The 11,094-nt window shown below is 65.3% G+C and carries 9 protein-coding genes; 5 read left to right on the top strand and 4 right to left on the bottom strand.

Annotated features, from left to right (window positions below):
• Window positions 1-130: 130 nt before the first annotated feature.
• Window positions 131-691 (bottom strand): META domain-containing protein, encoded by a 561-nt coding sequence (locus P9220_RS13095; protein ID WP_309765240.1) that lies wholly within the window; start codon window positions 689-691, stop codon window positions 131-133.
• A gap of 273 nt (window positions 692-964) precedes the next feature.
• On the opposite strand from P9220_RS13095, the gene purT reads away from it, so the two are divergent.
• From purT to P9220_RS13075, 4 genes are all read left to right on the top strand, one after another.
• Complete coding sequence (purT, locus tag P9220_RS13090; protein WP_309765239.1) at window positions 965-2,212, top strand: formate-dependent phosphoribosylglycinamide formyltransferase; 1,248 nt, start codon at window positions 965-967, stop codon at window positions 2,210-2,212.
• Between the two features lie 28 nt (window positions 2,213-2,240).
• Entirely contained in the window at window positions 2,241-2,411 is a 171-nt protein-coding gene (locus tag P9220_RS13085) for a DUF6726 family protein (RefSeq protein ID WP_309765238.1), read from the top strand.
• Window positions 2,408-2,773 (top strand): MliC family protein, encoded by a 366-nt coding sequence (locus P9220_RS13080; RefSeq protein ID WP_309765237.1) that lies wholly within the window; start codon window positions 2,408-2,410, stop codon window positions 2,771-2,773. The genes P9220_RS13085 and P9220_RS13080 overlap by 4 nt, the downstream gene beginning before the upstream one ends.
• Before the next feature lie 433 nt (window positions 2,774-3,206).
• Complete coding sequence (locus P9220_RS13075; RefSeq protein ID WP_309765236.1) at window positions 3,207-4,697, top strand: DEAD/DEAH box helicase; 1,491 nt, start codon at window positions 3,207-3,209, stop codon at window positions 4,695-4,697.
• A 42-nt stretch (window positions 4,698-4,739) separates the two neighbouring features.
• Here the strand turns inward: P9220_RS13075 and gluQRS are convergent, their stop codons facing one another.
• Both gluQRS and P9220_RS13065 read right to left on the bottom strand, forming a co-directional pair.
• Window positions 4,740-5,612: a tRNA glutamyl-Q(34) synthetase GluQRS gene (gene gluQRS / locus P9220_RS13070; RefSeq protein ID WP_309765235.1), complete on the bottom strand. Its 873-nt coding sequence runs from the start codon at window positions 5,610-5,612 to the stop codon at window positions 4,740-4,742.
• 10 nt (window positions 5,613-5,622) lie between these two features.
• Entirely contained in the window at window positions 5,623-6,477 is an 855-nt protein-coding gene (locus P9220_RS13065) for a sulfurtransferase (protein ID WP_309765234.1), read from the bottom strand.
• A 215-nt stretch (window positions 6,478-6,692) separates the two neighbouring features.
• Between P9220_RS13065 and dnaE the strand changes: the two genes are divergently transcribed.
• Window positions 6,693-10,220, top strand: a complete 3,528-nt coding sequence (gene dnaE, locus P9220_RS13060; protein ID WP_309765233.1) for a DNA polymerase III subunit alpha — start codon at window positions 6,693-6,695, stop codon at window positions 10,218-10,220.
• On the opposite strand, the gene P9220_RS13055 is transcribed toward dnaE, so the two are convergent.
• Window positions 10,214-10,981 (bottom strand): glycosyltransferase family 2 protein, encoded by a 768-nt coding sequence (locus tag P9220_RS13055; RefSeq protein WP_309765232.1) that lies wholly within the window; start codon window positions 10,979-10,981, stop codon window positions 10,214-10,216. The genes dnaE and P9220_RS13055 overlap by 7 nt on opposite strands.
• Window positions 10,982-11,094: the final 113 nt, after the last annotated feature.

Below are 11,094 nucleotides of genomic sequence, written 5' to 3'. Positions count from 1 at the left end.
GATGGAACTGCTGCCCGGCAGCACGCGTCGTGCGAGCGGGCCAGGCGTATCGATCGAGCAGTTTAACGGGTCGCGACTAAACGCGACGCGCGATGGCGTGAGCGCGCAACAGCATTGGGGCAGGCCGCGCTCATGGGGCGCGTCGTGCGAAGGTGAGCACCTGGCCGTTCTCGAACGTCAACTGCAGCGATGGCGGCGGGTTCATCTGGACGCCGCTCTTCGCGACGTGCGCGAGGCCGTCGAGATAAGGCTGCTCCAGCGCGCCGATAGCCTGCGACGGGCAGGCCATGCGCGTGGCGGCAAGCGGGCCGAAGCTCAGCTTGCCGTCTTTCAGATCGTACGCGCCGGTGTAGCGATTGCAGCCGGAGAACCCGCTCGCGCGCCGGCGGCCGCTTTCGGTCGAGAAGGAAAGCGTGATCGGCTGCCCGCCTGGCCCGGCGTTAGGAAGCGTGCGCGGCTGGCCGTTCGCGTCGGTCCAGGCGGTGAGTTCCCATTGCGTGTCGTCGAGCAACTGGGTTGCGGCGGGATTGTAGGGATCGGTGGGCGGCGCGCTCGCGTCGGGATGATTCGGCATGGCGCATCCGCCGAGGAGGCTCGCCACGACGAGCGCCGCGCCGGTGCAGCGCGACAGGAGTTTCGTCGACGACCATGAGGAGAGCGAAAGCGGTGCGCGGGGCAAATGCGAGGACATCGATGATCCTGAGGCTGGCGAAAGCGTAAGGGTACCGCACGCGTCCTGTGGTTTGTCCAGCGTCGACGTGCAAGAAAACGATCAATGGCCCGATTCTCGGCGACGCACCCGGGAATTCCGGCTACGGGCGCGAGTCAATACGGCTTGTCAATATGCCGGACGGCAGAAGGGAGCGCGCGGACGGTGCGTGTTAACATCGCCGCCAACCGGTTCTCGATGGGCTCGCGCACGCCTTCGAATACCGACGCACAACCCGATTCCATTGGAGCACGCATGCAGACGGACCAGGCCGGACAGAACGTAGCAAGAGATTTTGCATCGTCGATCGGCACGCCGCTTTCTTCCCGCGCCACGCGTGTGATGCTGCTCGGCGCCGGCGAGCTGGGCAAGGAAGTGATCATCGCGCTGCAGCGCCTGGGCGTCGAAGTGATCGCGGTAGACCGATACCCGAATGCACCGGGTCATCAGGTCGCGCATCGCGCGCACGTGATCGACATGACCGATCCCGCCGCCTTGCGCGCGCTCGTCGACAAGGAGCGGCCGCATCTGATCGTGCCGGAGATCGAGGCGATTGCTACCGACGCGCTCGCTGAAATCGAAGCCTCGGGCGCCGCGGCCGTCATCCCGACGGCGCGCGCCACGCAGCTCACGATGAACCGCGAAGGCATTCGCCGTCTTGCCGCCGAAACGCTCGGCCTGCCGACTTCGCCGTATGCGTTCGCGCAATCGCTCGACGAAATGAAGGCGGCGATCGCGACAATCGGCTATCCGTGCGTCGTGAAGCCGGTGATGTCGTCGTCGGGCAAGGGACAGTCCGTGCTTCGGAGCGAGGCGGACATCGAACCGGCCTGGAATCATGCGATGGCGGGCGGACGTGTGAACCACGGGCGGGTCATCGTCGAGGGTTTCATCGACTTCGAGTACGAGATCACGCAACTCACCGTGCGCGCCGCCGATCCCGCGAGCGGCGAGACGCAGACCTTCTTCTGCGAGCCGATCGGGCACGTGCAGGTAGCGGGCGATTACGTCGAATCGTGGCAGCCGCAGCCCATGAGTCCCGCCGCGCTTGCGAAGGCGCGCGACGTCGCCGCGAAGGTCACGACGGCGCTTGGCGGCCGCGGGCTTTTCGGCGTCGAACTTTTCGTGCGCGGGGACGACGTCTGGTTCTCCGAAGTCAGCCCGCGCCCGCACGATACCGGCCTCGTCACGCTCGCGACGCAGCGCTTTTCCGAGTTCGAATTGCATGCGCGCGCCATTCTCGGCTTGCCCGTCGATACGTCGCTGAGCGCGCCCGGCGCGTCGGCGGTGATCTATGGCGGCATCGACGAAGCGGGCATCGCGTTCGAGGGCGTGCGCGACGCGCTGGCGGTGCCGGGCGCGGACTTGCGCCTCTTCGGCAAGCCCGAGAGCTTCGCGAAGCGCCGCATGGGCGTGGCGGTCGCGACCGGCGTCGACATCGGCGAGGCGCGTGAGCGGGCGAAACTGGCGGCATCGAAGGTGCGGCCGGTTTCAACGAAGTGACGGCATCGTCCGTCGACAGGAGGCCAGGGTGAAACGCTTGGGGCTGGCCGCGCTCGTCGCGGCGTGCGTGGGACTGTCGGGCTGCGGACTCGCGGCCGCGCCGTGCAGGATCGTATCGGCGGGGCTGAAGATCGTGCCGGTGGTCGGCCATGTCGCAGCTGCGCCGACCGACGTTTGCGCGGAAGTCATCGATCCATGATTAGCATGAAAACGTTTCTCGCATTCACGATGGCCGCCATGGCCATGCAATCCGCGTTCGCGATGCCGCTGACGGTCCCGCAGATCCAGGCGGAATCGACGCAAGCCACGCGCTATGACTGCAAGGACGGCAAGACCGTGTCCGTGCAGTACACGAACACGCGCAACCGGCAGAGCTTCGCCGCGCTGACCGTCGATGGTCGCAAGCTGTTGTTCGTGAGCGTCATGGCGGGTTCAGGGGCAAGGTACGTCGCCGACCGGTTCGTCTGGTGGACCAAGGGTCCGCAAGCGAATCTCTACGACGAAACCGCCCCGAAAGACTCGCCTCCGCTGCTCGCGGATTGCCACGCGCGGCCAAGATAGGCGGAACGCCCCGCGGCGGAGCGCTCCCCGGGGCGGTGCTACAATGCACGGTTTTCCGGCAATGACCGGGCCGCAGCGATGGCGGGTGGATCGCGTGCAGCGCCGGGCGGGCAAAGAGCGCCCGAAGACCGCTATGGCGGGCATCCATCCGTCGTCGCGAGAGGGTGGTGTAAGCGGTGGTCGAAGCGGTGTTCCATCGAAGGATTCGTCGCGCGGCAGCGAAGGCGCGACGCGCGACGCACCGGCGGCCTGCCGATTGCGACAAGCGCACACCGGGCGCCTAATCTCTTGCCCATTACGTCGCGGACCTTTTCCGCGTCATCGAAACATTCACGCGTGACCGGCTGGACCATTCGAATCATCCGAAGCACCCGAGCCATCCGTTACGCGCGCCGCATCGAGCGGACCTTTAGCGAAAGCCAAGATAGTCACCATGTCTGATTCCGTCGCCACAAACACGCCCACCGAAGAAGCCGCGGCCGCGCTCACGTTCGACCAGTTCGGCCTGTCCGCCGACATTCTCAGGGCGGTGAGCGAGTCCGGCTATACCACGCCCACGCCGATCCAGGCTAAAGCCATCCCCGTCGTCCTCGCGGGCCGAGACGTGATGGGCGCGGCTCAGACCGGCACCGGCAAGACCGCGAGCTTCTCGCTGCCCATCATCCAGCGCCTCTTGCCGATGGCGAACACGAGCGCTTCGCCGGCTCGCCATCCGGTCCGCGCGCTGATGCTGACGCCGACCCGCGAGCTCGCCGATCAGGTGGCCGCCAACGTGCAGACGTACTCGAAGCACACGCCGCTGCGCAGCACGGTCGTTTTCGGCGGCGTCGACATGAACCCGCAGTCGGAGGCGTTGCGGCGCGGCGTCGAAATCCTGATCGCGACGCCGGGCCGCCTGCTCGACCACGTACAGCAAAAGACGCTGAATCTCGGCCAGGTCCAGATGCTCGTGCTCGACGAAGCCGACCGCATGCTCGACATGGGCTTTCTGCCCGACCTGCAGCGCATCCTGAATTTGCTGCCGAAGGAACGTCAGACGCTGCTCTTCTCGGCGACCTTTTCGCCGGAAATCAAGAAGCTCGCTTCGACGTATCTGCGCAACCCGCAGACGATCGAAGTCGCGCGCAGCAATTCGACCAACGCCAACGTGCGCCAGATCGTCTACGAGGTGCACGAGAGTGATAAATCCGGCGCGGTGGCCCAGATCATCCGCGAGCGGGAACTGAAGCAGGTCATCGTGTTCTGCAACAGCAAGATCGGCGCGAGCCGGCTTGCGCGCGTGCTGGAGCGCGACGGCATCGTGGCGACCGCCATCCACGGCGACCGCTCGCAAAGCGAACGGATGCAGGCGCTCGACGCCTTCAAGCGCGGTGAGGTCGAGGCGCTCGTCGCCACCGATGTCGCGGCGCGCGGCCTCGATATCGCCGAACTGCCGGCGGTGATCAACTTCGATCTGCCGTTCAACGCCGAGGACTACGTGCACCGCATCGGCCGCACGGGGCGCGCGGGCGCATCGGGCGATGCGCTGTCGCTGTGCAGCGCCAACGAGCGCAAGCAACTCGCGGACATCGAAAAGCTCATCAAGCGTCCGCTCGAGGTGCAGACGCTTCATGTGACCGCACCGGTGCGGCGCGAGGGCGCACGGCGCGACGAGCGTCCGCCGCGCGGCGAGCGCACGGAGCATCGTCATGGCGGGCGGGAGGAGGCGGGATCGCGCCGGCGCACTTCGTCCGGATCCGGTTCGTACGACCGGCCGCGCGGGCGTCAGCAGCCCATCGACGAATTCTTCCTGAAGCCGTATGAGCCGTCGCCGTCGGCGATGAAGCGGCAGGAAGAATCGCCCGAACCCGAGCGCAAGAGCGCGTCGAAGCAGTCGCTCGCGGCGTTGCTCGGGGGTCTCGGGATGCCGCGAAAGACGTCCTGATCGAAGCGAAAACGGCAGCCTTTTACGGCTGCCGTTTTTCTTTTACCGCCCGAAGCGGCGCGCCCATTGATCTGTCGCGGCGGCGTAGAAAGCATCGAGGGAAGAGGCCGACGACGCGTCGATGCCCAGATGGCACGCCGCCTGCAAGAGCGCATCGAGCGGGGCGTCGCGATTCAGCGGCGTCGCGCCGGTCTGCTTGCTGAGCTTTTCGCCGGCCTCGTTGTTGAGCACCGGCACATGCAGGTACGACGGCGTCGGCACGCCGAGGCATCGCTGAAGATAGATCTGGCGCGCGGTCGAATCGAGCAGGTCCGCGCCGCGCACGATGTGCGTGATGCCCGCCTCCGCATCGTCGACGACGACGGCAAGTTGATACGCCCACAAGCCGTCCGCGCGCTTCAGCGCGAAATCGCCGACTTCCGTCGCCAGATTCTGCGCTTGCGGCCCTTGCCAGCGATCCGCGAAGGCAATGCACGCGGCGTCTCCGTCCGGAACGCGCAAGCGCCACGCGCGCGCGGGGCGGCCGTGCAAACCGGCACGGCACGTTCCCGGATAGGCCAGCGTCGCATGGCGCGCATGAGCATGCACGAGGGAATCGGCGATCTCGCGACGCGTACAGCCGCAGGGATAAACGTGACCGGCCGCCTGCAATGCGTCGAACGCGTGGGCGTAGGCCGTATCACGCTGGCTCTGCCACACGGGCGGCTCGTCGGAATGCATGCCGAAAGCGCCGAGCGTCGCGAGGATATCGGCGGCGGCGCCGGGCACGGTTCGCGGTGCGTCGACATCCTCGATCCGCACGATCCACCTTCCGCCGTGGGCGCGTGCATCGAGATAACTCGCGAGCGCACTCACGAGCGATCCCGCGTGCAGCGGGCCGGTCGGCGAGGGCGCGAAGCGGCCGCGATAAGTCATGTACGGGCGCTTAAGCCGCCTTCGCTTCGGGATGGCACGCCGGGCAGGCTTCGCCCGGCTTGTAAAACGGCGATTGCTGGTCTTCCGCGCTCACGACCGCGCGGCACGCGAAACATTGCGCCGTCTCCGTCGGTTCGAGTTTCGGGTTGAGCGCCGTGCGGTAATCGAACACGAAGCAGTCGCCGTTGTAATGCGCGCCGCCCACTTCCTCGAAGTATTTCAGAATGCCGCCTTCGAGCTGATACACGTGCTCGATGCCCACTTCCTTCATGTGTATCGCAGCCTTTTCGCAGCGAATTCCGCCGGTGCAGAAGGAGACGACCGTCTTGCCTTCCAGGTCGGCCCGATTCTGCTCGATCACTTCGGGGAATTCGCTGAACTTGCTGATGCGGTAGTCGAGCGCGTTGTCGAAGGTGCCGACATCGACTTCGAACGCATTGCGCGTGTCGAGCATGACGACCGGGCGGCCCGCGTCGTCGTGGCCGCGGTCGAGCCACGCCTTGAGCGTGGGCGCATCGACGGCGGGCGCGCGGCCGAGTTCGGGCTTGATCGCGGGCTTCTTCATCGTGATGATTTCGCGCTTGAGCCTGACCAGCATGCGCCGGAACGGCTGCGTGTCCGACAGGCTCTCCTTGAACTGCAGATCGGCGAAGCGGCCGCCGAAGAGCGCATCCGTCCGGATGTAGTCGATGAACTCGCGCACCTGCGCGATCGGCCCTGAAATGAACAGGTTGATGCCCTCCGGCGCCAGCAGGATGGTGCCCTTCAGACCGAGCGCGTTGCAGCGCTCGGTGACGAGCGGCCGCCACGCGGCGCCGTCCTCGATGCTGACGAATTTGTAGGCGGAGAGATTCAGAATGTTCATGATGAAAGACGACGAAACGCGTGAAAACGAGACAGACGCGGCAGTGTAGAGCCGCGCAAAAGCCGTATTATCCCGCAAACCGCGCGGTCGCTTCGGCGCGCCGTGCGCCGCTTCGCACGAAGCCTTGAGCATGCGCAATTTCGACCGCGCCGGCTCCCTCGTCCGTTCGGCTAACGTGGCTTGCGCGAGGGTTTTCGCGATAGCCCGGATGTACAATGTCGGCCATGTCAGATCCCCGCTTCGTTCATCTCCGCGTCCACTCCGAATTCTCGATTGCCGACGGCATCGTGCGGCTGGACGACGTCGTCAAGGCCGCGTCGAAGGACGGCCAGGGTGCGCTCGCGCTTACCGATCTCGCCAACGCTTTCGGTCTCGTGCGCTTCTACAAGGAAGCGCGCGGCAAGGGCATCAAGCCGATTGCCGGCTGCGATGTCTGGATCACGAATCCCGCCGATCGCGACAAGCCTTCGCGCCTGCTCTTGCTCGTGCGCGACAAGACCGGCTATCTGAATTTGTGCGAATTGCTGAGCCGCGCCTGGCTGACGAATCAGTATCGCGGGCGCGCGGAAGTGATGTTCGAATGGCTCGAAGAAGGGCTCGCCGAAGGTCTGCTCGCGCTTTCGGGCGCGCAGGGCGGCGACATCGGCCTGGCGCTCGCGGCGGGCAACGAGGCGAGCGCGGAGCGACACGCCGAACGCTGGGCGAAACTGTTTCCGAACGCGTTTTACATCGAATTGCAGCGCGCCGGCCAGCCGGGCGAACAGCCCTATATTCAGGAAGCCGTCGCCTTGGCGGCGAAGCTCCGCTTGCCCGTGGTCGCGACGCATCCGCTGCAGTTCATGACCCCGGACGACTACACCGCGCACGAAGCGCGCGTCTGTATCTCCGAAGGCGATATCCTCGCGAATCCGCGCCGTCAGAAGCGCTTTACGACGGACCAGTATTTCCGCACGCAGGACGAGATGTGCGCGCTGTTCGCGGATATTCCGTCGGCGCTGGCGAACACCGTCGAAATCGCGAAGCGCTGCAATCTCACGCTCGAGCTCGGCAAGCCGAAGCTGCCGCTTTTCCCGACGCCCGATGGCATGTCGCTCGACGACTACCTCGTGCAGTTGTCGAAGGAAGGGCTCGAGGTGCGGCTCGCGCAGCTTTATCCCGATGAAGCCGAGCGCGAAGCGCAGCGCGAGACGTACTACCAGCGGCTCGATTTCGAGTGCGGCACGATCATCAAGATGGGCTTTCCGGGCTACTTCCTGATCGTGGCCGACTTCATCATGTGGGCGAAGAACAATGGCGTGCCCGTTGGACCGGGCCGCGGCTCGGGCGCGGGTTCGCTCGTGGCCTACGCGCTCGGCATCACGGATCTGGACCCGCTGCGCTATAACCTGCTGTTCGAGCGGTTCCTGAACCCGGAGCGCGTGTCGATGCCCGACTTCGACATCGACTTTTGTCAGGAAGGCCGCGACCGCGTCATCCAGTACGTGAAGGGAAAGTACGGCGCGGACGCCGTCTCGCAGATCGCGACCTTCGGCACGATGGCGGCAAAGGCGGCGGTGCGCGACATCGGCCGCGTGCTCGACCTCGGCTACATGTTCACCGACGGCGTCGCCAAGCTGATTCCGTTCAAGCCGGGCAAGCACGTCACCATCGCGGATGCGATGAAGGAAGAGCCGACGCTGCAGGAGCGCTTCGATTCCGAAGACGAAGTGCATCAGTTGCTGGAACTGGCGCAGCGCGTGGAAGGGCTGACGCGTAACGTCGGCATGCACGCAGGCGGCGTGCTGATCGCGCCCGGCAAGCTCACGGATTTTTGCCCGCTCTATACGCAGGGCGAGGACGGCGGCGTCGTCAGCCAGTACGACAAGGACGATGTGGAAGCCGTCGGCCTCGTCAAGTTCGACTTTCTCGGCCTCACCACGCTCACCATTCTGGATTGGGCGGAGCGTTATATTCGCCGGCTCGACCCGTCGAAGAAGGACTGGAGCCTCGCGCAGGTGCCGCTGGACGATCCCGCTTCGTTCACGATCCTGAAGAAAGCGAACACCGTCGCTGTGTTCCAGCTGGAAAGCCGCGGCATGCAGGGCATGCTGAAGGACGCGCAGCCGGACCGCTTCGAGGACATCATCGCGCTGGTGGCGCTGTATCGTCCCGGTCCGATGGACCTGATACCGAGCTTCTGCGCGCGCAAGCACGGGCGCGAGATCGTCGAGTATCCGGACCCGCGCGTCGAACCTGTTCTGAAAGAGACCTACGGCATCATGGTCTACCAGGAGCAGGTGATGCAGATGGCGCAGATCATCGGCGGGTACTCGCTCGGCGGCGCGGACCTGCTGCGTCGCGCGATGGGCAAGAAGAAGCCGGAAGAGATGGCGCAGCATCGCGAGCTGTTTGCCGAGGGTGCGGCGAAGAACGGCCTGTCGCGCGAGAAGTCCGACGAAATCTTCGACCTGATGGAGAAGTTCGCGGGCTACGGCTTCAACAAGTCGCACGCGGCGGCGTATGCGCTGCTCGCGTACTACACGGCGTGGCTCAAGGCGCATCATCCGGCGGAATTCATGGCGGCCAACATGTCGCTCGCCATGGACGACACCGACAAGGTGAAGATCCTCTTCGAGGATTGCATCACGAACGGCATGAGCGTGCTGCCGCCGGACATCAACCGTTCGGCGTACCGCTTCGAGCCGGTCGCGGAAGCCGACGGCAAGCGTTCGAGGACCATCCGCTACGGTCTCGGCGCGGTGAAGGGCAGCGGTCAGAACGCGATCGAGGAAATTCTGCGCGCGCGCGAGGACGGCCCGTTCGTCGATTTGTTCGATTTCTGCGAGCGCATCGACCGTCGCGTCGTGAATCGTCGCACGGTGGAGGCCCTGATTCGCGCCGGCGCGTTCGACACCGTCCACGCGAATCGCGCGCAACTGCTCGCCTCGGTGCCGATGGCGATGGAAGCCGCGGAGCAAGCCGCCGCCAATGCAATGCAGGCCGGCCTGTTCGACATGGGCGACGCGCCGCTCGCGAAGCACGAATACGTCGATGAACCCGCGTGGTCGGACAAGAAGCGTCTGCAGGAAGAGAAGACGGCGCTCGGCTTCTACCTGTCAGGCCATCTTTTCGATGCCTACAAGAGCGAAGTGCGGCGCTTCGTGCGGCAGAAGATCGGCGAGCTGAAGGAAGGGCGCGACAAACTCGTGGCGGGCGTAATTTCGTCGTTGCGCACGCAGATGACCCAGCGCGGGAAGATGCTGATCGTCAATCTCGACGACGGCACCGGCCAGTGCGAAGTGACCGTGTTCAACGAGCAGTTCGAAGCGAACAAGGCGCTGTTCAAGGAAGATGAGTTGCTCGTGGTGCAGGGGCAGGCGCGCAACGATGCGTTCACGGGCGGCATTCGCTTTACCGTCGATACGGCGATGGACCTCGAACGCGCGCGCAGCCGGTACGCGCAGTCGGTGAAAGTCGAGATGAACGGCAACGCCGATGCGCTGCGTCTGAAGCGCGTGCTGGAAGCGCATACGGCGGGGGCGGAGGCGCCTGCGGCTCCCGTTGCGGCGCCGTCGCGCGAGAACGGGCGCGCGCGTCAGCCGGCGCCGATTCCGAACGGGCTCAATGTGAGCATCATGTATCGCAGTGAGCACGCGGAAGGCGAAGTGCGGCTCGGGGATGCATGGCGCGTGAAACCCACCGACGAACTGATTACCGCGTTGCGCGGGGAGTTCGCGGGGAGTGAGATCGAGATTGTTTATTGATCGGCCGCTTCGTTCAGGTGCGCGAGCTTGAGGAAGCGGTAATACACGGTCTGAGCGTTGAAGACGGCGATCATGAAGCCCGATCGCCCGTCGAGGAAACCGCGCCGCAGCACGTAGGTCCTCAGGAAGGCCCAGAGTCCTCGCGTGATCGCCGTGCCGAGGCTTCCCCGCTTGCCGGCGGCATGGCGCTGCAGCGCCCCGGCCGTCGAGTACGCGTTGAGCTTGCGCAAGACCGTTTCGAAGTCTTCATAAGAGTAGTGCATCAGCTTGCCTTCGAGCCGCGCGGCGGGCGTGCCGCTCTGCACGACGAGGCGCTCGTGCACGAGATCATCCGAGAAGCGCGCGCAACCGCGTCTGAAGAGGCGCGGAATCCAGTCGGGGTACCAGCCGCTATGCCTGATCCACTGGCCGCAGAAGCTCGACAGGCGATCGACCGCATACACGTCGGCGCGGGGATTCGCCATCGCGGCCCGGATGGCCGTCGCCAGTTCCGGCGTCACGATTTCATCTGCGTCGATCGAAAGCACCCAGTCTGTAGAGAGCGCGTCGAGTGCGCGGTTCTTCTGCGGCCCGAAACCCGGCCATTCGCGCCGGACCAGCACGCGCGCGCCGTGTGCCTTCGCGATGTCCACCGTCGCATCGGTGCTGCCGCCGTCGATCACGACGATGTCGTCGGCGAAGGAAACCGAGTCGAGGCATTGCGCGAGCCGTGCGGCCGCGTTGTGCGTGATGATGGCGATGCCGAGGCTTGCGTGCGTCATGAGGTGAAGCGGAGTTGACCGTGGCGCGTATTTTAAGACCATCGGTTGCGATTTACGCTTCGAGGCTTGATGAGTCGCGGGTGGCCGACGGTTTACAATGGCGGATTGTTGTG

Origin of the sequence: Caballeronia sp. LZ016 (assembly GCF_031450805.1) — a bacterium.
In the GTDB taxonomy this organism is placed as follows: domain Bacteria; phylum Pseudomonadota; class Gammaproteobacteria; order Burkholderiales; family Burkholderiaceae; genus Caballeronia.
The sequence above is the reverse complement of the archived record's forward strand: the minus strand, read 5'-3'. Positions and strand labels throughout refer to the sequence as shown.